The organism is Qipengyuania sp. R86523, from assembly GCF_044596365.1.
GTDB lineage: Bacteria > Pseudomonadota > Alphaproteobacteria > Sphingomonadales > Sphingomonadaceae > Qipengyuania > Qipengyuania citrea.
In genome coordinates this window covers 2,463,197-2,482,929 of sequence record NZ_CP138997.1, presented here as the reverse complement: position 1 = coordinate 2,482,929, position 19,733 = coordinate 2,463,197, and the positions used below count along the sequence as shown (strand labels likewise).

Sequence of the window (19,733 nt, the reverse complement as noted above, 5' to 3'; positions counted from 1 at the left end):
GCAAGGGCGGAAACGGAGCAAGCCATGCTGGACATGAGACCCGATTGCGAGCGTTGCGGAACCGACCTGCCCGCGCAGGATCCCGGCGCTTTCATCTGCAGTTTCGAATGCACTTTCTGCGCCGATTGCGCGAACGAGCTGGACGATCTGTGCCCCAATTGCGGTGGCGAACTGATGGACCGCCCGACCCGGGCCAGGAAGCTGCACGAAAAATTCCCGCCTGCCACCAAGCGAAAGGCTGCCGCGTGAGCGACGCGCCGCCTCCCCGCATCCTGTCCATCGCGGGCTCCGACAGTTCGGGCGGCGCGGGTATCCAGGCGGATATCAAGACCATCACCATGCTGGGCGGTTATGCGATGACGGCGCTGACCGCGATCACCGCGCAGAATACGCGCGGCGTCCAGGGTGTCGAACCGCTGCCGCCCCACTTCGTGTTCGATCAGGTGGCAAGCTGCCTGTCCGACATCGGCGCCGATGCGATCAAGATCGGCATGCTCGGTTCCCCCGAAACTGCCCGGCTGCTGGCCGAGCGGCTCGACACCTTCGCCGGCCCGATCGTGTTCGACCCCGTCATGGTGGCAACCAGCGGATCGGTGCTGGCCGACGATGAGACGATCGCCGGGTTCGCCGCGTTGATGGACATCGCCACCATCGTCACCCCCAATAAGCCCGAACTCGAGATACTGGCCGGTCGCGGTCCGCTTGCCGACGATGAGATGTTCGATGCGGCCCACGCGCTGGCCGAACGCCATGGCGTCCAGGTGCTGGCCAAGGGCGGCCACGGCGGCGACGAAACGCAGGTGGTCGACCGGATCGCCTCGCCTTCGGGGAAATTCGCCAGCTTCGCGCATACCCGCCTCGACACGCGCCATACGCATGGCACCGGCTGCACCCTGTCTGCCGCGCTGGCCACGCTGCTGGGGCACCGGCAGCCACTGACCCACGCGATCCGGATCGCCCGCGCGTTCACCTATGCCGCGATCGAGAACGCGCCCGGTTTCGGCGACGGGTCAGGCCCGCTGGGCCATCACGCGGTCCGCAACCGGGGCGAACGCGATCAGCAGCCCAGATCGTAGAAGTCGCACAGATATTCCCACGCCTCGTCCGCGGTTTCGCACCAGCGGAACAGGTCGAGATCCTTCTTCGAGATCGTGCCTTCTTCGGCAATCGCCTCGAAATTGACGACGCGCGACCAGAAATCCTTGCCGAACAGCAGGATCGGGATGGGCTTCATCTTGCCCGTCTGGATTAGGGTCAGCAGTTCGAAGAATTCGTCGAACGTGCCGAACCCGCCGGGGAACACCGCAACCGCGCGCGCGCGCAGCAGGAAGTGCATTTTGCGCAGCGCGAAATAATGGAAGTTGAGCGACAGGTAGGGCGTCACATACTGGTTGGGCGCCTGTTCGTGCGGCAGGATGATGTTGAGGCCGATCGATTCGCCGCCCGCCTCGCTGGCACCGCGATTGGCCGCTTCCATGATCGACGGACCGCCGCCCGAGCACACGACGAACTGGCGCTTGCCGTTCTCGATGATCGACTTCTCGGTCGCCAGCTTGGCCAGCTTGCGCGCTTCCTCGTAATATTTCGACTTGGCGACCAGGCTCTCGACGACCTTGCGCTCTTCCTCGGGCAGGTCCTTCGCGCCTTCGAGCGCGGTTTCCGCCGCTTCGGGAGGCGGAATGCGCGCGCTGCCATACATCACCAGCGTCGAGCCCACCCCGGCCTCGTCGAGGACCATTTCAGGCTTGAGCAGTTCGAGCTGGAAGCGCACCGGGCGCAGTTCCTCGCGCAGCAGGAAGTCCTTGTCCTGGAACGCAAGTTTGTAGCTTGGATGCTCGGTCTGGGGAGTGTGCAATTCGAGGCCCTGTTTCTCGAACCGGGCTTCCTGTTCGGCAGCGTAAAACTTGCGGTCTTCGATGCCGCGCCGGCGCTTTTCGTCTTCTGTCATGCGCTGCCCGATAGGGCGCGCGCGAGCCAACGACAAGTCACCGCGAAAAGGAAATGGCAGGGGTGACAGGATTCGAACCCGTGGCCCTCGGTTTTGGAGACCGATGCTCTACCAGCTGAGCTACACCCCTGCAGGAAGGGCGCGCATTAGTATGCCCATCCCTACTTGGCAAGGCGGATATCGCTGGCAATCGGGAAGTGGTAGAGCGCAGCGCGATGCATGCCCCCAACCTCTCGCTGATTCCGGTCGAATTGCTGCTGCGCGCCTATCGCGGCGGGGTATTCCCCATGGCCGACCACCGGGACGACCCCGAAGTCTACTGGGTAGAGCCGCGCGAGCGCGCGATCATTCCGCTTGGCGGATTCCGCATGTCGAAGAGCCTGCGAAAGACGCTGCGGCAGGACCGCTTCCGCGTGACCTGCGATCACGCCTTCGCCGCCGTGATCGCCCAATGCGCCCTGCCGCGCGAAGAGCACGCCGAGAGCTGGATCAGCCACCGCGTCGAAGCGAGCTACAACGCGCTGCACAGGGCCGGTCACGCTCATTCGATCGAATGCTGGCAGGACGGCGAGCTGGTCGGCGGGCTGTACGGCGTGGCGTTCGACCGCGTGTTCTGCGGGGAAAGCATGTTCAGCCGCACATCCGATGCCAGCAAGGTGGCGCTGGCGTGGCTGGTCGCGGCATTGCGCGAGGCGGGCTATGCCGTGCTGGACTGTCAGTTCATGACCGAGCATCTGGGCCGGATGGGCGCGGTTCCGCTGCCGCAAGCGCAATACATGGCGGCGGTGGCGCAAGCCGGCGGTCAGGCCGCGGCGTCGCTACCTGCAGTGGTGGCCGGGTTCGGCGCATCTTCCTCGCCCGGGAAGGCCATCGTGCATTCCTTGACCCACACGTCGTAGATCGGGTGTTCGACCACGTTCAGGCTCGGCGAGTTCTTGAACAGCCAGCCCGAGAACACCTTGCGGAACTGGTCCTCAGTCCCGCGTTCCTTGACCAGCAACTGGACGAAGGCCCCGGTTTCGCTCGGCATTTCCCACGGCGCCGTGCGCTCGCAGGCCTGCAGGCGGACGATCACGTCGCCCACGCGCTGCTGGTCGCCGGGCTGCAATTCGAGATCGCGGCTGACATTGTTGCGCTTGTTGAGCAGGCCGAGCGTGGCGACGCGTTCCGCCATCGGCGTGCCGATTCCCGCTTCGGCGGCAGGCTGCACCGGCAGCGCGTCCTGCTGCAGCTCTTCGGGAATGTCGGTGGCGACGGCTTCTTCGGGCGCTTCGGCCTGCTGCTCGCAGCCCGAGGCAATCGCCGCCATGGCCAGGAGGGCAAGCGCCCCGCGCATCGTCACGCCTCGGGCGACCAGGCTTCGTAATCGCCGGTGGCGCGGGCCCGCTGCCCGCCGCGCTCGAGCGCTCCGGCGGGGCGATAGGCAGTTGCCGTACCCGTGGCATTGGGCGTGTAATCGGTTTCCCAGATCCGGGCGGGCGGAAGATGGCTTTCGGGTACGTCGTCGAAGGAACCGTGCAGCCAGCCGTGCCATTCGCTCGGCACGCGGCTGGCATCGTTGGCACCTTCGTAGATCACCCAGCGGCGTTCGCGCCCGTCCCCGGTGGTCTTCTTCGACCGGTAGTACTTGTTCCCCTGCGCATCGGTGCCGACGTGTTCGCCATTGCGGGCCGACCACAGATGCGTGCCGATGGTGGCACCGTTCCACCAGGTGAAGATCTTGCCGAGGAAGTTCATGTCCGCGCGGTTAGCCGTTTATTCGCCGTGCCTCAAGCGCCCGCGTGCGGGGCCGCGCGACTTTACCATTCGACCCGATCGCCGGGTTCGATCCCCAGTTCCGCCGCGCGTCCGCCGCGCAGTTCGAGCACGCCCAGTACCGGGCCCACCGAGTAGACCGGGTCGAGCGAATAGGGTTCGGTCTCGGCGGCGATATTGCTGATCCGGTTGTCCGGCCCGACATAGATGATGTCGAGCGACAACGGCGTGTTCTTCATCCAGAAGCTTTGCGCGCGCGTTCCGTCATAAGGAAAGATCATCCCTTCGAAATCGCCGAGCTCGGTGCGGAACATGAGGCCGCGGGCCTGCGCTTCGCGCGTGTCGGCCACTTCGACCGCGAACTGGTAGCGGTCTTCGCCGCTGGTCACGGTCAGGGGAACGACCGCGAGGCCCGAAACGGGGTGGACCGCGGCTTCGGGGGCCTGCGCCTGCGCGCCGGCCGGCTCGGAGGAGGCCCCGGCCTGTGTCTGCGGCGAACACGCAAGCAGCGCCGCCATCCCGGCCATGGCGGCCAGCACCTTCATTCGTACCCCTCGGCGGCTTCCGCGACCCATTCCTCTAGCTCCTCGACATCGCGCGCTTCGATCACGCGCCGGGCAATTTCGAAATCATGGCCTGCGCGCACCATCGCGGCAAGTCGCTTCTCGTGCAGCTTGCGCTGCGCCTCGGCGTCGCCTTCTGCCGGGCGGGCATAGGGACCGAAGCGGCGCTTGCGCGCCAGCACCAGCGCCGCGCGGCGCCGCTGGTCCTCGCCGGGTTCGAGCGCCTGGCGCAAGTCGTCCTCGATTCCCGCCGCCCGCAAGGCCTGCTCGACCCGCCGGGCGCCATAGCCGCGCGCTGCCAAGTCACCCGCCTTGGCGCGGCCATAGGCCTCGTCGTCGACATAGCCCCGCGCGACGAACTTGTGCAGCAAACCGTCGAGATCGGGCTCCTCCCCCTCGGTGAACCCGCGTTCGCGCAGCTTGCGCTGGAGATAGGTCCGCAGCTTCCCCGCGCTGGTCGAAAACCGGGCGACGTAGGACACCGCCAGCTCTTCCAGCCGGATGCGATCAAGCGGTTTTGCCCGGCGACGAGCACGACCGGATGTTGTGCGTTCATCATCCATGGGCCATATTCCTGCCACAGTCCTTTAAGATTGGGAAATGTGGGAGAGCGCGCCCATCCTACAATGAGCGCGAAAGAGCACGCAAAGAGAATGGCCGAAAGGCCCCAGCTATTCACGGGTATCGCCGAAAATTATGACCGACGCCGTACTGACGCCGACGCCGAATGACTGCGACCTGCCACGCCGCCGGTCGGACTTCGCGACGTTCAACGAGGCTATCGATTACGCTGCGCGAAGCGCCAAGGGCCTCAACTTCCACGACATGCGCGGGACGCTGGAACGGGTCTATCCCTATGCTCAGATGCAGCAGGACGCGCTGCAGGCCGCGTACCGGCTGGTGGCGATGGGTATTCGCAAGGAAGACCGCGTCGCGCTGGTCGCTGAGACGAGCGCGGAGTTCGCGGCATTGTTCTGCGGCTGCACGCTGATGGGCGCGTGGCCGGTCCCGCTGCCCTTGCCGACGACCTTCGGCGGCAAGGAAAGCTATATCGACCAGCTTTCGGTCCAGCTGCAGAGCTCGGACCCGAAAATCCTGATCTATCCCGCCGAAATCGCCGAAATGGCCAAGGCCGCCGCCGACCGGCAGGGCTGCGACGGCGAAAGCTGGGACGATTTCGCCCAGCGCGCCGGCCCGCCATGCGAGCTGCCCGAAGCGCAGCCCGAAGACATTCTGCTACCTGCAATATTCGTCGGGCTCGACGCGCTTCCCCACCGGGGTCGCAGTGACGCACGAGGCGCTGCTCCACAACCTGCGCGGGCATGCCGAATCGATGCATATCGGCACCAACGACCGCGTGGTCAGCTGGCTGCCGTGGTATCACGACATGGGTCTGGTCGGCTGCTTCCTGTCGCTGATCGCCAACCAGGTGTCGGTCGACTACCTGCGCACCGAGCATTTCGCCCGCCGCCCGCTCGCCTGGCTCGACCTGATCAGCCGCAACCAGGGCACCACGCTCAGCTATTCGCCGACTTTCGGCTACGACATCTGCGCGCGCCGCATTTCCAGCCAGAGCCAGGTCGCCGACCGCTTCGACCTGTCGCGCTGGCGCGTTGCGGGCAATGGCGCGGACATGATCCGTCCCGACGTCATGCAGAATTTCGTCAATGCCTTTGCCGATGCCGGTTTCCAGGCGAGCAGCTTCAACCCCAGCTACGGCCTCGCCGAAGCCACGCTGGCCGTAACGGTCATGCCGCCGGGTGAAGGCATCCGCGTCGAACTGGTCGAGGAAGAACGCCTGTCGGGACGCCCGCGCGACCTGTCCAAACCCGCGCGGTACCGCGCAATCGTCAATTGCGGCAAACCGATACCGGGTATGGATGTCGAGATCCGCGGCGAGAACGGCCGGATCAAGGGCGATCACCAGATCGGCAAGGTCTGGTGCCGCGGCAAGAGCGTGATGCATTCCTATTTTCGCAACGAGGAAGCAACCACCGACTGTCTCGTCGCCAAGGACAATGGGGACGTCTGGCTCGACACGGGCGACATGGGCTACATGGCCGATGGCTATCTGTTCATCGTCGGCCGCGCCAAGGACATGATCATCATCAATGGCAAGAACCTGTGGCCGCAGGACATCGAATGGGCGGTCGAGCAATTGCCGGGCTTCAACCACGGCGACATTGCCGCCTTCTCGGTCGATACCGACAATGGCGAAGAAACCCCCGCCGTGCTGGTCCATTGCCGCGTTTCGGACCCCGAAGAGCGGATCAAGCTGCGCGACCAGATCGCCGACAAGGTCCGCGGCGTCACCGGAATGAGCTGCGTGGTCGAGCTGGTCCCGCCGCGCACCCTGCCGCGCACAAGTTCGGGCAAGCTCAGCCGGGCCAAGGCGAAAAAGCAGTATCTCGCTGGCGAAATCGTACCGCTGGACTTGGCCGCCTGAAGCAATCGCCCCCGGTCGGGCGCCGGCGCTGCGAGCGGACCCTTTTCCGAATTGCCTTGCGCTTCGCGCCATCGGCGCGGCACTATCGCCGCGCCGCGCGACTGCGCGCTTGAAGATCGTGTATTGCCACCCTAATACAGGATTATAGCCGCTTGGAGAGATCTGCGCCCATGAGCGATACGAAAACGCCGACCGCAACTGCCACCGAAACCGCCTTCGACCTCACGCCGCCCGATCCCGTGCCCGAGGTCAAGCCGGAGAAGGCTGCGGGCCTCGTCCCGGTTTCGGAAGAGGTGAAGAGCAAGCTGCAGACCAAGGTCGACGGCTTCGTCGCCGATCTGATCGCCGAGGATGCGAATTCGCCCGAATTCGGCAAGAAGGTCGACCAGCTGACCAATATGGGCCGCAAGGAAATCATGGCTGCTGCGGGCATGTCGAACCGTTTCCTCGACCGTCCGGTGCGCGCGATGGACAAGGACGAAGGCGTCGGCGCCAATCTGGCCGAACTGCGCCGCGTGGTGGAAGACCTCGACCCCGGCAAGCGCGGCAAGCTGTCCGGTCCGCGCAAGATCCTCGGTATCATTCCCTTCGGCAACAAGCTGACCAATTACTTCCGCAGCTACCAGAGCGCGCAGACGCATATCCAGTCGATCCTCAACAACCTCGCCAGCGGCAAGGACGAGCTGATCATGGACAATGCCGCGATCGACGTCGAACGGCAGAAACTGTGGGAGGCGATGGGCAATCTGGAACAGATGATCCACATCTCCAACTCGCTCGACGCGAAGCTGGAGGAAAAGGCCGCCGAACTCGACGCGACCGATCCGGCCAAGGCCAAGGCGGTGCGCGAAACCGCGCTGTTCTATGTCCGCCAGCGCACGCAGGATTTGCTCACCCAGATGGCGGTGAGCGTGCAGGGCTATCTCGCGCTCGACCTGGTGAAAAAGAACAATGTCGAGTTGGTCAAGGGCGTCGACCGCGCCAGCACCACCACCGTCGGCGCGCTGCGCACGGCAGTGACCGTGGCCGAGGCGATGACCAACCAGCGCCTCGTGCTGGGCCAGATCACCGCGCTCAACGAAACCACTGCAGGAATCATCGACAGCACCAGCACGCTGCTGCGCGACCAGACCGGCAAGATCCACGAACAGGCCGCAGCGAGCACGATCCCGCTGGAAACGCTGCAACGCGCCTTCCAGAACATCTACGACACGATGGACGAGGTCGACAGCTTCAAGCTGCGCGCGCTCGACAGCATGAAGCAGACGGTCACGCTGCTGACCGACGAGGTCGAGAAGTCGAAGGGCTATATCGCGCGCGCCGAAGGCCAGGCGCAGGCGCAGAAGCAGGTCGCCGAAAGCAGCCTGCTGAGCATTGAGGGCTGAGGGCGGCATCGTGAACGACCTCACCCGCGACAGCGACCGCATATTGTCCGAGAGCAAGGCGCTGGTGCGCGACAACCGCGAGGGCGGCCGGCACCGGCGTGCGCCCTCGATCGGGCAGGGTTCGGCCAAGGCCAAGCGCGACCACTTGATGACGAAGGTGCGCAACCTCCTGATCGCGGTGGCCGTCATCTGGGTGGGAGCCGGAATTGCCGGGGCGATCTTCAGCGGCATCGGTTTCTGGGGCGTCATGACCGTGGTTGTCGCCACGGCCATCGCTACCGCAATCTTCGCCAGTTATCCGAAGATCAAGACGCCCAAGCGCGCCGACATCAACAAGGGCAACGTCCAGCAGATGGTCGGCCGCACCGAGCTGTGGCTCGAAGCGCAGCGCCCCGCCCTGCCCCCGCCAGCGGCGAAGATCGTCGATGACATGGGCGTCCAGCTGGATGCGCTGGGGCTGCAGCTTGAAGGGCTCGACCAGAACCATCCCAAGGCGCGCGAAGTACGCAGCCTGGTCGGTGAACAGCTGCCCGAAATGATCGACAGCTACCGCCGCATTCCCGCGCATCTGCGCACCGAGCAGCGTGCCGGGGCGACCCCCGACGAGCAGCTGACCGACAGCCTCGGCAAGATCAGCGGCGAAATCGATTCGATCACCCGGCAACTGGCCGAAGGGTCGCTCGACGATCTGGCGATCAAGCACCGCTATCTCGATTACAAGTTCGGCGAAGCGGCGCAGACCAGCCCGCAGCTGGAGGACAAGAGCTGATGCGCGTTCCGCTTTCCCACGATCTCGGCAAGGACGAAGTCCGGCGCCGCCTGCAGTCGCGCAGCCACGAAATCGGGCAATATGTGCCCGGCGGGTTGGCGGACGTGACCACGAGCTGGCCGAGCGAAGACCGGATGAACCTGGCCGTGAAGGCGATGGGCCAATCGATCGACGGATGCGTCATCATCGAGGAAACGCAGGTGATCTTCGAGGTGAACCTACCCCTGGCGCTGTCCTTCGTCGAACCGATGGTCGCCAATGCGATCCGCCAGCAGGGGCAGAAGCTGATCGCTCCCAAGTAACCCGCCCGGGGTGCGGATCATGCGAAAACCTGTTCGGGAACCATTTCGATCGCTGCGCGCTTTCCGTTCTGGCGGGGCTTGGCCGATAACGATCGTTGAGACCTCCGCCCTTAGCTGGGGGTGAAACGTTTGATGAGCGAGGCCGCTCGTATGCCGGCAACCGACGCGATGGGTCGCACCATCCGGGAATTTCTCAAGCAGGGGACCGCGGCCGAGCATGACACGCTCGATGCCCGGCTGGGTTCGCTCGTGCTGGCCGATCGCGATGGCTACGTTCAGTTCCTGGACATCCAGTACCGGGCACGCTGCGGTGTCGAGCGCTGGCTGGAAGCCCGCGCCCTCGACAACCCGCCGCTGCAATCCGATCTGATCGCCCGGGACCTGGCCAGCCTGGACCGGGTGGTCCCCACTGAAACGCCCGATTTCGCGGCTGCGGATGGCGGCGACACGCTGGGGGTATGCTGGGTTTTGGCTGGATCGGCGCTGGGCAACCGGGCCATCCTGGCGCGGCTGGCGAAGGCGCAAGCCGATGTCCCCACCGCCTTCCTCGCCGACCCGCGCATGGGCCAGTACTGGCGCAGCATGCTTCCTGCCCTCGCCCGTCCTTGCGACAGCTGCGAGCATGACAACGTGCTGCGCGCCGCACGTGCCACATTTAGGCATTTCAACCTAGTTGCATCGCAGTGCCTCGCACTTAAGGCAGCGTAATGCATTCGACCGACGTCAATCTGAGCAATTGCGACCGCGAACCGATTCACCAGCTGGGCCGGATCCAGAATTTCGGCGCGCTGCTCGCGCTCAACGCCGACTGGTTCGTCGCTCACCGATCGACCAACCTCGAGACGATCCTCGGCGCTGGCCGGACGATCGAAATCGGCGACCGGTTGAGCAGGCTGTTCGCGCCCGATGCGATGGACCAGTTGCGCAGCGCCGCTGCCGCGCTGACTTTCCCCGACCAGGTCGAGCGGATTTTCGGCCTTGCGCTGTTCGACGGCGACTGCCTGTTCGACTGCGCGCTGCACAGTTCGGGTGGCAATACGATCATCGAGATCGAACCGCATGCCGCAGGCGTCCTCAACCGCCAGCTGGCCGTCCTGCGCCCGATCATGGCCCGGCTGGAGAAGCATACCGAAGTCGAGCCGCTTGTCGCCGAGGCTGCGCGCCAGCTGCGCGCCGCGCTCGAGATCGACCGCGTGATGGTCTATCGCTTCCGCGACGATCTTTCGGGCGAGGTCATCGCCGAGGCGGCGCGCGACGATCTCGAGAAATTCCACGGCCTGCGGTATCCGCGGTCGGACATTCCCGACCAGGCCCGCGCGCTCTACGTGCGCAACCGCTTCCGGATCATCGCCGATGTCGAGGCCGAACCCGTCCCGATTGAACCCGGTCTCTCGCTCGAAGGCGAACCGCTCGACCTGAGCATGAGTTCGCTGCGCGCGGTATCGCCGATCCATATCGAATATCTCAAGAACATGGGCGTCGGCGCCTCGCTGTCGATCTCGATCATCATCGGCGGCAAGCTGTGGGGCCTGTTCGCCTGCCATCACTACGGCCCCAAGCTGCTGCCCTATTCGCAGCGCACCGCGGCGGAGCTGTTCTCCGAATTCTTCTCGCTGACGCTCGACCGTACGCTGGCCCGGCAGACCGCCGAACGCCGCGAACACGGGCGGGCGATGCACACGCAGCTGATGCGCGATGTGGCCGCGGGCACCCCGCTGTCGGCCAGCCTGCCGATGATCGAGCCGGTCATCCAGCAGGCCATTCCGCACGACGGCGCGAGCATCTTCGTCGACGACCTCTACGATTCGCGTGGTTCCGCCCCCAATGAAGAGGAATTCCGCGCGATCGTATCGAGCCTGAACGGCGCGGCGACCAGCCGGATTCTCGCCAGCGAAGCGATCGCCGACCGCCTGCCGCGCGCGGCGCGTTTCGCCGATCGGGCGGTGGGGGCGCTGATCATCCCCGTCTCGCGCACCCCGCGCGATTATCTGGTCCTGTGGCGCAAGCCGCTGGTGCAGACCGTGACCTGGGCGGGCAATCCGGAAAAGCCGGTCGAGATGGGCCCCAATGGCGCCCGGCTGACCCCGCGCAAGAGCTTCGAAGCGTGGCAGGAGACCGTCGAGGGCCGCGCCGAGAAATGGTCCGATGCCGAAATCGAGATTGCCGAAAGCCTGCGGGTCACGCTGCTCGAGATCATCCTGCGGCTGACCGACGAAGCGGTGACCGAGCGCGCCCGCGCGCAGCAGCAGCAGGAACTGCTGATTGCCGAGCTCAACCACCGGGTGCGCAATATCCTCAATCTCATCCGCGGCCTCATCAACCAGTCGAAGAACGATGCGCGCAACATCGAAAGCTTCGTCGAGATCGTCGGCGGCCGCGTGCGATCGCTGGCCTCTGCGCATGACAACATCACCAAGGGCAATTGGTCGCATGCGCCGTTTTCCGAGCTGATCGAGACCGAAGCGCATGCCTATCTGTCGGACCAGCGCGACCGGCTCGCGCTGATCGGCCCGGAGGCGATGATCGCCCCCGAAGCCTATACGGTGCTGGCGCTGGTCATCCATGAGATGATCACCAATTCGGCCAAATACGGCTCGCTCAGCGACAGTTCGGGCATGCTCGAAGTGACCGTGACCCGGCAGGACAATGGTGATCTCTGCCTCGACTGGCGCGAACGCGGCGGCCCGCCGGTCAAGCCGCCGCAGCGGCGCGGCTTCGGCAGCACGATCATCGATCGCTCGATCCCGCACGAACTCAAGGGCGAGGCCGAGATCAACTACCGGCTCAGCGGAGTCGAGGCCCGCTTCTGCATTCCCTCGCAATATGTCGAATGGCGCGCCGCCGAGGGCAACGAAATCGAGCCCACCGCCACCAAGAAGGAGACCGGCTTGGCCGATGTTCCCAATACCGTCCTGCTGGTCGAAGACAGCATGATCATCGCGCTCGACGCGGAGGATTGCCTGAAGGAACTGGGGGTCGAGAACGTCCGGGTCGAAAGCTCGGTGGCCGCCGCCCTCGACGCACTGGCGAGGACCGAGCCCGAGCTGGCGATCCTCGATTACAATCTGGGTAAGGAAAACAGCGAGCCGGTGGCGCTGAAGCTCAAGGAACTGGGCGTGCCGTTCTGGTTGGCAACCGGATATGGCGAAATGCAGGACCGGCTCGAGGAACTGGGGGCGGCGGGACTGCTCACCAAGCCCTATGGCCGCGACGAACTGCTGCAGGTGATCGGCAGCAAGACCCAGCCCTGACCCGCGGCAGCGCGGCGCCTCAGTTGAAGAAGCGCTGCTGGTAATAGAATTCCGCAGCCACCGGGTTCCCTGCACGGTCGCGGGCGGGCTCGAAGCGCAATTGTTCCAGCGCCAGCCGACAGACGGTGGCGTCGGTTTCGGGAAACGGGCTCGGGCGATAGATGCTGCAGCGGGTGGCGCGTCCCTGCGCCGATACGCTCAGCCGCACGATAACCGATTGGCCGATCCGCGCGGCACGCCCGCCGGGCGGCACCGGGAAGGCGCTGGCATCGGTAATCGCACGGACCAGCTGCGGCTTGGTGGCCGCACCCCCGCCCTGCCCGCCGCCGCCATCGCCACTGCCGGTGCCCTCGCCCGTGCCCGATCGGCCCGTCCCGGCCCCCTCCTCGGCCGCCCCCGACGTATCGGCAGTGCCGGTGGACGACGCACGCGGAGCGGGCGGATCCCGGCGCACCGGTTGCGGCGGCGCGGTAACCGCATCGGGTATTGCCTCACGCCCCGGATCGCCCTGCGCGCCTTCCGGTTCCGGCTCCGGCGGCTTGCTCGGCTCCTCGGGTGCCGAGACGGTGACGGTAAATGCCGAGACCACCGATTGCTCGACCCCGGTGACGGCGCTGGGCGCAAGCGCCCTTGCAAGCAGGTAGAACAGTCCCAGGTGGATCACCGCGATCAGCGCGATCACCCAGGGGTTCAGGCGCTTCCTGGTCTGGGCATAACGGGTTGCGGGTTCGGCCATCGCCCCCTCATGGCAAAGCCGCCCCACCGGGTCCAGCGACCCCACGAAAAAGGGCGGCCCTCCGAAGAGGACCGCCCTGATCTTGTTCGACGCTGCCTCGCCGGCTGCGCCAATCGGCTTAGTAGCCGAAGATGAGCGACAAGCTGGCCGCGCGCGGCGCGCCGATCTGGGCGAAACCGAAGTCGTCGAGCGTGCCACCGAAGAAGCCGATGTAGTACTCGTCGAACAGGTTGGTCACGTTCAGCTGCAGCGCCACGTCCTTGCCGAAGGGGTTCTGCGTGATCGTCCAGCGGACATCGAGATCTACCAGCGTGTAGGACGGCGTCTTGGCGTCGAAGGTGAACGGCGTGCCGTCAGCCAGTTCGCCGTCGATCGGCAGGTTGGTGTCGTTCAGGTACCGCGGTCCGGTGTGCTTGACCTGCGCACCGAATTCGAAGTCGCCGACTGCGACCTGGCCACGAGCACCGAAGGAGTACGTCGGCGTACCCGATTCCGACTTGCCGCCGGTCGGCAGGAAGACCGGAGCCCCGCCGGGACCGAAGCCATCCTGCACGTCGTCCTTGATTTCGGAGTCGTTGTACGAACCGAAGACGTAGAGCAGCGAGTTGAAGGTCGGACGCCACGAAACCGAGCCGTCGACCCCGTACTTGTCAACGCGGCCAAGGTTGCGGAACACGTTTTCGCCTTCGCCATCATTGGCTTCGGGGTCGAACGCGACTGCGAGGCGGTTCTCGTAACGGGTGTAGTAAGCGCCAAGCTGCGCTTCCACATTGCCGCTCCGGAAGCGCAGACCGAGGTCGAAGCTGTCCGTCGTTTCGGGAACCGGCCGCGCGATGGCGCTGTCTGCGAAGTACAGCGAGTTGTAGAGCGGATCGGTACCCGGAACCGACAGGCCCTTCGCATAGTTGGCGAAGACCGATGCATCGGGCGTGAAGTCGAAGGTCAGGCCGATGTTCGGAAGCAGCTTGTCGTAGTTGTAGGTACGCGACTGCGGTGCAGCGTGATCGTCGTTGAACGACGCGTCGACGTAGTTCGAAAGGTCCTGGCCCGGTGCCGGGCAATCGACGAAACCGCCTGCCGAAGTGGTGAAGCAATTCTGGTTCAGCTCGCGCTTGAAGAACGGTGCACGAAGGCCGAGCACCGTCGTGAGATCGCCGAACTCGCCGCGATATTCACCCGAAACCTGGTGCAGGATCGCGTAGGACAGGCGGTCACGCTTGTTGACCTCGTTGCCGTTCACGTCGAGCAGCGGGGCATCGATCGAGAACACATCGATCGGCTCGCCATTGGCCAGCATCGCGCTGATCTGGCCGGTCTGGCGGTGGCGTGCGCGGTCCCAGGTGTAAGCGACGCGAACGCGGTGATCGTCGTTGATGTCGTAGATCAGGTTGGCGACAACGCCGTAGCGGTTGGTACGCGTCTGGCTGGGATCGTTGCCCGCGATTTCGTCGTCGAGGTCGCCGTCGCCGTTGAGGTCGCGACCGAAGTAGTACCCGCCGTTGAAAGCGCCGGTGTAGGAACCGCCGTTGACCGTGAAGAAGGATTCACGAAGATCGTCAGGGCCGCCGCCATTGGCTTTGACGTACTGGTAGCTCGGGTCGAAGGTGAAGGTCAGCGCATCGGTGATGCTGAAGCGCGAAGCACCGCGGATATTACCCGTGTCGGAAGGGTTGTAACGGCGATAGAATGCCGCGCCGCAACCGTTGCGGTCATCATAGTCCACTGACTCTCCGGGGCTCCCGACACCGCCTGCGACAACGCGCGGATCGACGGCGCAGGGAAATTCGCCATTGTCTTCGTAGATCGAGAAGCGGCGGTCTTCGGCACCGGGTGCGAGCAGCGATTCAAGGCTTTCCGAACCGGCGAAGTTGTTGCGGTTGACGTTCCAGTGACCCGACACCGCGATGAAATCGCCATTCGAACCCAGGTCCTGCCAGATGCGCCCGTTGAACTGCGTCTTGTTGATCCGGCCGTACGGATTGTAGGGCACGCCGTAGGTGGTGTAGCTCGCCGAAACGAAGGCCTTGGTGCCGATGCCGGTGATGTCGCCGGTATCGATCATGCCGAACGCGCGGCTGTAGAGCGTGTCACTCGCGCCGGAAGCGAGCACTTCGCCGACCGTCAGGTTGCCGACGAAGCCGATGTCGTCGCCCGGTTCACGCGTGCGGATGTTGATCGTGCCGCCGGTGGCCGAAGCAGTCGGGCTGTCGACGTCGGTGGTGCCGAGATTGACGCTGACCGATTCGAGGACTTCGGGGTCGACCTGCTGGTTGGTGTAGAGTGCGTAATTACCCGAATCGTTGAGCGGCAGGCCGTCGAGCGTCTGCGAGACGCGGTCGGCACCGAAGCCGCGGATGGTGAAACCGCCTCCCGACGAACCCCACGGGTCGTTGTTCTGGAAGCTGACACCGGGAACCAGGTTGACGATGTCGTTGACCGTCTGGCCGGGACGCTGGCGGCGGATGATCTCTTCGCCGAGAACCTGCTTCGCCTTGGTGGTGTCGGGATTTTCGATGCCGCCGACGCCGGTTTCGCGGGCACCGGAAACGATGATGACCGAATCGTCGAAATCGACCGAACCGGTGGACTGTGCGGCGGCCGGGGCGGCGACCATGGCGCTGGCGGTGCTGACCACCGACGCGGCCAGGAGATATTTGAACTTCATCGAGCGGATCCCTTCGTCTCGTTAAAAGTAGGCTAGTGCTGCTGAGCCGACTCCCTGGCGGGAGGACGTTGCGGCAAAGCTATCTTTTTGTGACAAGATCAAGACATATGTTGCAGGTGCGAGACGCATCGCCGCACCAAACGGGAAATCCGCTGTATTTCAGGTATTTACGTTAGTTGCATAAAGGCAACAAATCCGATTCTTCCGGGAACCGGTGCATAAGTGCAACAGCCCCCGGAAGCGGCGTGCGGATCAGGCCAGGCCGATCTCGCGCAGGCGCTGCATCAGGTAGTCGTGACTCGAAATCGGTTCGGGCGGCGCGGTGCCGCTGTCCGCGTCGATGCAGGACGGCAGCGTCTCGATCACGTAATCCGGCCGGAAGTGCAGGAAGAACGGCATCGAATAGCGCGCACGATAGGCGGCATCGCCGCGCGGGTTCACCACGCGGTGCGTGGTCGAGCGCAGCTTGCCGTTGGTAAGCCGGTCGAGCATGTCGCCGACATTGACCACCAACGCACCTTCGGGCGGGGCGACCGCTTTCCAGTCGCCCTGCGCGGTCAGCAGTTCCAGGCCGGCCTCTTCGGCGCCGAGCAGTAGCGTGATCGTGTTGATATCGCCATGCGCGGCGGCGCGGATCGCGCCTTCGGCTTCCTCGCCTTCCAGAGGAGGATAGCGCAGCAGGCGCATCACCGAATTGCCGTCCTCGATGGTCGGCGCGAAGAACTCGCGGTCGAGCCCGAGATGCAGCGCGATGCCTTCGAGCACGCGGCCGCCGGCTTCCTCGAACGCCGCATAGAGTTCGCTGAAGGTTTCGCGAAAGCCTGCGACCTCGGACGGCCAGACATTGTCGGCCATGAATTCGGCCAGGGGATGGCCTTCGGGCAGCTCGCGCCCGACGTGCCAGAATTCCTTGAGATCGTGGACCTTGGCGTCCTTGGCCTTTTCGGTCCCGAAGGGGGTGTAGCCACGCGCCCCGCCACCGCCGGGAATGTGATAGGCGCGCTTGACCTCGTCGGGCAGCGCGAAGAACTGCTTCGACAGCGCTTCGGCGCGGTCGATCAGCTCCTGCGGGATCCCGTGGTCGCGAATGACGGCAAAGCCGTATTGCTGAAAACTGCAGCCAAGCTCGTCGGCAATCGAGTTCGAGCGGCTGTGCCAGCGACACAACCGCGATATCTGTGTTCGAATTGGTCATAATGGACCGGCCTTTAATACGGGAGGAAGAGTCCCGCCAGCGCCGCGCTCATCAGATTGGCGAGACTGCCCGCCGCAAGTGCACGCAGACCTAGCTTGGCGATCACCGGGCGCTGGTTGGGTGCCAGCCCGCCGGTCACCGCCATCTGGATCGCAATCGAGCTGAAATTGGCGAAACCGCACAGCGCGAAAGTGACGATCGCGCGGCTGCGATCGGACAGCACGCTGCCATCCATCGAACCGAGTTCGATGAAGGCGACGAATTCGTTGAGCACGATCTTGGTGCCGAACAATCCGCCCGCTGCGCCTGCCTGGTCCCAGGGAATGCCGATAAGATACATCACCGGTGCGAACACCAGTCCGAGCAATTGCTGGAAACTGACATCGGGATAGCCGAACCAGCCGCCGATACCGCCGAGAATCCCATTGGCGAGCGCGACCAGCGCGACGAAGACCATCACCATCGCGCCAACCGCCACGGCGAGCTTCACGCCGGTCTGCGTGCCCTGCGCGGCGGCTTCGATGACATTGGCGGGCTTGTGCCCTTCCTCGAAGGTCTCGGCGACTTCGACTTCATGCGCCTTGCCGCCTTCGGTCAGCGCGGCAGGCCCTTCGGCGCTGATCCGGCTCTTCGGCAGCACGATCTCGCCATGGGGGTCGACCCCGGACATCTGCGCGGCATCGCGCGCCAGCACGCTGTCGTCGTCGGGCATGATGATCTTGGCCATCAGGATGCCGCCGGGTGCGGACATGAAGGCCGCGGCAAGCAGGAAGGGCACTGCCTCGGCACCGATGAAGCTGGCATAGGCGGCGAGGATGGTCCCCGCCACGCCCGCCATGCCCACGCTCATCAGCGTGAACAGCCGGCTGGGGGTCAGCGCGGCCAGATAGGGGCGCACCACCAGCGGGCTTTCGGACTGGCCGACGAAGATGTTGGCCGCGCTGCCCAGCGCCTCGACCTTGCTGATCCCGGTGATCCAGCCGATCGCGCCGCCGACCCAGCGCACCAGCCGCTGCATGATGCCCCAGTGATACAGGATCGACACGATCGCCGCGAAGAAGACGATCACCGGCAGCGCGGCGATGACGAAGGTGTTGGTGAAGGGATTGGCGCCCATTGGCCCGAAGATCGCCTCGATCCCGACCTTCGAATAGTCGAGCAGGGCAATGACCCCGTTCGACAGCGCCTGGATCAATTGCACACCCCACGGGGTGCGCAGCACCAGCAGCGCCATCAGCGCCTGCAGCGCGAAGGTCGCCCCGACGACGCGCAGGCTGATGCGTTTCTTGCCCGTCGACAGGAGGAAGGCGATCAGCAGGATCGCCACGATACCGACGAGATTAATCAGGATAGGCGCCATCGCTTTCCCTTTGGCAGGAGGACAAGTTGCGGATGAAATCGGGCGCTGTCTTGCGTGCGCCGCCGCATTAGTCAATTTTCAGGGCCCGCCGACGGCCTCGCCGTCCACGAAACTTGTCGAGGCCGAGAGATGACCCACCCCGCCAACGAGACCCGTCTCGCCGCTGCCGCCATGCCGCTGGGGCTGTTCGTATACACGCTGCTCTATGGCGGGATGACGGTGCTGGCCGGCGTGCTGGCCTTCAAGCAGGTACAGCTGTGGCCGACCGAACTGGCAGTCGAATCGGGCATCTTCGCCTTCCTGCTGCTGGTGGTGATTTCCAGCACGATCGCACAGCTTTACGGAGAGAAGCTGGCCAATCGCATCGTCTGGTGGGGCTTCGTTCCGCTGCTGGTGGCATCGCTGCTGATGCAATTGGTGCTGAACCTGCCGCCATCGGTCGAGATGACCGAATTCCGCGCCGACGACCTCGCCGCCTTCGAACGCGTCCATGCGACATTGTGGCGCGTGTGGATGGCGGGACCGGCCGCCTACATCGTGTCGCTGCTGCTCAACGTCTGGATTTTCTCGCGGCTCCGCGGATCGGCCGAGGGCGCTTCGACACTCTCGCTGATGGCACGCGGGGCGATTGCCTCGGCGCTTAGCCAGGCTATCGATTCGGTGATTTTCATCACGCTGGCATTCTATGGCCAGTTCGCCATCACCAACCTGCTGATCGGGCAGATCATCGCCAAGGTCGTGCTCAGCCTGGTGCTGGTGCCGTTCCTGATCACCGGCGGGGTCGCATTCGCCCGCTGGCTCGACCGCCGCTAGACGCGTTTCACATTCTCGACGATCGTCTCCTCGAGATGGTCGCCGTGCAGCACCGACACGTTGCCGGTGGTTTCGAGCACTACGGCGCGAACCTGCCCGTAATCGAGTACATTGGCTTCGCGCAGCTTGGCGATCAGATCGCTCTTGGCTACTCGCGTGTACGTCAGCGCATCGTCACAGAACTTGCCGTTACGCATCAGGAAGACCGGATCGTTCTGCATCAGGTCCTCGACACTGTCGGAGGTCTTGCGCAGCCGCGCCGACGCCGCCTGGACGACGAACAGGCCCGCCATCGCGACCATGGCCTGCGCGAAGGCTTTCCAGTCGCTTGCCTGCGCCGCGCCCGCGACCAGGCTGCCCAGCGCGATCGTCATCACGAAGTCGAAATTGGTCATCTTGGACAGCGAGCGCAGCCCGTTGAGGCGGATCAGCACCACCACCCAGATGATGGCGGCAATTGCCAGCAGCACGCCGCGGGCGATGATATCGGGCCAGGGAGTATCGAGGATCATGCAGCCCTAACGCATGGCTGGCGCAAATCTATC

The 19,733-nt window shown here is 64.7% G+C and carries 19 protein-coding genes, 1 tRNA gene and 1 pseudogene; 10 read left to right on the top strand and 11 right to left on the bottom strand.

Annotation, left to right across the window (positions count from 1 at the left end; genetic code table 11):
* Positions 1 to 24: 24 nt before the first annotated feature.
* On the top strand, positions 25 to 249 hold the full coding sequence (locus SJY12_RS12280; RefSeq protein ID WP_063506775.1) for a DUF1272 domain-containing protein: 225 nt from the start codon (positions 25 to 27) through the stop codon (positions 247 to 249).
* On the top strand, positions 246 to 1,076 hold the full coding sequence (gene thiD / locus SJY12_RS12275; protein WP_397505494.1) for a bifunctional hydroxymethylpyrimidine kinase/phosphomethylpyrimidine kinase: 831 nt from the start codon (positions 246 to 248) through the stop codon (positions 1,074 to 1,076). The genes SJY12_RS12280 and thiD overlap by 4 nt, the downstream gene beginning before the upstream one ends.
* Here thiD and SJY12_RS12270 read toward each other — a convergent pair.
* Together SJY12_RS12270 and SJY12_RS12265 are read right to left on the bottom strand one after the other, a co-directional pair.
* Complete coding sequence (locus SJY12_RS12270) at positions 1,058 to 1,948, bottom strand: LOG family protein (protein WP_397505493.1); 891 nt, start codon at positions 1,946 to 1,948, stop codon at positions 1,058 to 1,060. The genes thiD and SJY12_RS12270 overlap by 19 nt on opposite strands.
* 54 nt (positions 1,949 to 2,002) lie before the next feature.
* A tRNA-Trp gene (locus SJY12_RS12265) sits at positions 2,003 to 2,078 on the bottom strand.
* An 85-nt stretch (positions 2,079 to 2,163) separates the two neighbouring features.
* Here SJY12_RS12265 and aat point away from each other — a divergent pair.
* Positions 2,164 to 2,847, top strand: coding sequence for a leucyl/phenylalanyl-tRNA--protein transferase (aat, locus tag SJY12_RS12260; protein ID WP_050599704.1), 684 nt, complete (start codon positions 2,164 to 2,166; stop codon positions 2,845 to 2,847).
* Here aat and SJY12_RS12255 read toward each other — a convergent pair.
* From SJY12_RS12255 to SJY12_RS12240, 4 genes are all read right to left on the bottom strand, one after another.
* Positions 2,751 to 3,284, bottom strand: coding sequence for a DUF2155 domain-containing protein (locus SJY12_RS12255; protein WP_083437281.1), 534 nt, complete (start codon positions 3,282 to 3,284; stop codon positions 2,751 to 2,753). The genes aat and SJY12_RS12255 overlap by 97 nt on opposite strands.
* 2 nt (positions 3,285 to 3,286) lie before the next feature.
* Positions 3,287 to 3,685 carry an NADH:ubiquinone oxidoreductase subunit NDUFA12 gene (locus SJY12_RS12250; RefSeq protein WP_160767452.1) on the bottom strand — a complete coding sequence of 133 codons (399 nt, stop codon included), beginning with the start codon at positions 3,683 to 3,685 and terminating at the stop codon, positions 3,287 to 3,289.
* Positions 3,686 to 3,747: 62 nt separating this feature from the next.
* Positions 3,748 to 4,248 (bottom strand): DUF192 domain-containing protein, encoded by a 501-nt coding sequence (locus SJY12_RS12245; RefSeq protein ID WP_397505492.1) that lies wholly within the window; start codon positions 4,246 to 4,248, stop codon positions 3,748 to 3,750.
* Positions 4,245 to 4,829, bottom strand: a complete 585-nt coding sequence (locus SJY12_RS12240) for a regulatory protein RecX (RefSeq protein ID WP_397505491.1) — start codon at positions 4,827 to 4,829, stop codon at positions 4,245 to 4,247. Before SJY12_RS12240 ends, SJY12_RS12245 begins: the two co-directional genes overlap by 4 nt.
* Positions 4,830 to 4,962: 133 nt before the next feature.
* Between SJY12_RS12240 and SJY12_RS12235 the strand changes: the two are divergent.
* The 6 genes and pseudogenes from SJY12_RS12235 (at position 4,963) to SJY12_RS12210 (ending at position 12,419) form a co-directional block, all read left to right on the top strand.
* Positions 4,963 to 6,712 (top strand): annotated as a pseudogene (locus tag SJY12_RS12235) (fatty acyl-AMP ligase).
* Between the two features lie 170 nt (positions 6,713 to 6,882).
* Positions 6,883 to 8,097, top strand: a complete 1,215-nt coding sequence (locus tag SJY12_RS12230; RefSeq protein WP_063506783.1) for a toxic anion resistance protein — start codon at positions 6,883 to 6,885, stop codon at positions 8,095 to 8,097.
* Between the two features lie 10 nt (positions 8,098 to 8,107).
* The gene (locus SJY12_RS12225) at positions 8,108 to 8,866 is read left to right on the top strand and encodes a hypothetical protein (RefSeq protein WP_397505490.1); all 759 of its coding nucleotides are present in this window, start codon (positions 8,108 to 8,110) and stop codon (positions 8,864 to 8,866) included.
* Complete coding sequence (locus SJY12_RS12220; protein ID WP_050599711.1) at positions 8,866 to 9,168, top strand: polyhydroxyalkanoic acid system family protein; 303 nt, start codon at positions 8,866 to 8,868, stop codon at positions 9,166 to 9,168. Before SJY12_RS12225 ends, SJY12_RS12220 begins: the two co-directional genes overlap by 1 nt.
* Before the next feature lie 132 nt (positions 9,169 to 9,300).
* Positions 9,301 to 9,876, top strand: coding sequence for a biliverdin-producing heme oxygenase (locus tag SJY12_RS12215; RefSeq protein WP_397505489.1), 576 nt, complete (start codon positions 9,301 to 9,303; stop codon positions 9,874 to 9,876).
* Entirely contained in the window at positions 9,876 to 12,419 is a 2,544-nt protein-coding gene (locus SJY12_RS12210) for an HWE histidine kinase domain-containing protein (RefSeq protein WP_397505488.1), read from the top strand. The genes SJY12_RS12215 and SJY12_RS12210 overlap by 1 nt, the downstream gene beginning before the upstream one ends.
* Positions 12,420 to 12,438: 19 nt before the next feature.
* On the opposite strand, the gene SJY12_RS12205 is transcribed toward SJY12_RS12210, so the two are convergent.
* The 4 genes from SJY12_RS12205 to SJY12_RS12190 all read right to left on the bottom strand — a co-directional run bounded on the left by SJY12_RS12205 (position 12,439) and on the right by SJY12_RS12190 (position 18,375).
* Positions 12,439 to 13,155, bottom strand: a complete 717-nt coding sequence (locus tag SJY12_RS12205) for a TonB family protein (RefSeq protein ID WP_397505487.1) — start codon at positions 13,153 to 13,155, stop codon at positions 12,439 to 12,441.
* Positions 13,156 to 13,273: 118 nt separating this feature from the next.
* Entirely contained in the window at positions 13,274 to 15,820 is a 2,547-nt protein-coding gene (locus SJY12_RS12200; RefSeq protein WP_397505486.1) for a TonB-dependent receptor, read from the bottom strand.
* Between the two features lie 252 nt (positions 15,821 to 16,072).
* Positions 16,073 to 16,987 carry an isopenicillin N synthase family dioxygenase gene (locus tag SJY12_RS12195; RefSeq protein ID WP_397505485.1) on the bottom strand — a complete coding sequence of 305 codons (915 nt, stop codon included), beginning with the start codon at positions 16,985 to 16,987 and terminating at the stop codon, positions 16,073 to 16,075.
* A 41-nt stretch (positions 16,988 to 17,028) separates the two neighbouring features.
* Complete coding sequence (locus tag SJY12_RS12190) at positions 17,029 to 18,375, bottom strand: NupC/NupG family nucleoside CNT transporter (protein WP_050599716.1); 1,347 nt, start codon at positions 18,373 to 18,375, stop codon at positions 17,029 to 17,031.
* A 129-nt stretch (positions 18,376 to 18,504) separates the two neighbouring features.
* Here SJY12_RS12190 and SJY12_RS12185 point away from each other — a divergent pair, with 129 nt between their 5' ends.
* Positions 18,505 to 19,188, top strand: coding sequence for a queuosine precursor transporter (locus SJY12_RS12185; protein ID WP_050599717.1), 684 nt, complete (start codon positions 18,505 to 18,507; stop codon positions 19,186 to 19,188).
* Here the strand turns inward: SJY12_RS12185 and SJY12_RS12180 are convergent.
* Positions 19,185 to 19,700, bottom strand: coding sequence for a DUF421 domain-containing protein (locus SJY12_RS12180; RefSeq protein WP_397505484.1), 516 nt, complete (start codon positions 19,698 to 19,700; stop codon positions 19,185 to 19,187). The genes SJY12_RS12185 and SJY12_RS12180 overlap by 4 nt on opposite strands.
* Positions 19,701 to 19,733 lie beyond the last annotated feature (33 nt).